Below are 670 nucleotides of genomic sequence, written 5' to 3' on the forward strand. Positions count from 1 at the left end.
GTCTCACTCTGCCGAAGCATATTGATTTGAAACTTATAGGGTTATACACCATTCTTATTTTTAAGGCGTTGCAATGAGGTTGGTGTTTGCCAATGAAAGGGATAATCTTTACCGAGTTCATGGAGTTAGTGGAAAGCAAATTTGGACTTGAAGTGCTTGACCAAGTGCTCGAACTTTCCGATGACGAAGGGGTATATACCTCTGTCGGCAGTTATGATCACCGAGACTTAGTCAAACTGATCGTCAATCTCAGCAAAGTTTCTGATATTCCCCCAGAGCAGTTACAAGAAGTGTTTGGTGAAAGCGTATTTTTGAACCTGCTACGCTCCATTCCCAGTCATGCAAGCTTGCAGCAGTGCGACAATACCTTTCAATTTGTTCGACATGTAGAAAGCTTTATTCATGTAGAAGTTAAAAAACGTTACCCAGACGCCAATCCGCCTAAGTTCGATTTTATCAGCGAAACACAGTCAGAACTGGTGTTCGACTACCATAGTGCAAGGTGTATGGCGCATGTTTGTTTGGGGTTGCTCAAAGGCTGTGCTGCGCACTTTGGACAGGTCATTCGTATTACGCACCAAAACCAAACCGAAGACGGAAGCCAAGTTCGATTTTGGCTGGAGGCACAATAAGAAGAGTATGACGGGTAACTCCTCATTAGAAAGGAAAC

At 43.6% G+C, this 670-nt stretch carries 1 protein-coding gene; it reads left to right on the forward strand.

Going from position 1 to position 670, the window contains the following annotated elements; all coding sequences use genetic code 11:
* Positions 1-92 precede the first annotated feature (92 nt).
* Positions 93-632, forward strand: a complete 540-nt coding sequence (locus tag R8N49_RS27605) for a heme NO-binding domain-containing protein (protein ID WP_318190515.1) — start codon at positions 93-95, stop codon at positions 630-632.
* Positions 633-670 lie beyond the last annotated feature (38 nt).

This window comes from Vibrio sp. 1978 (assembly GCF_033344345.1).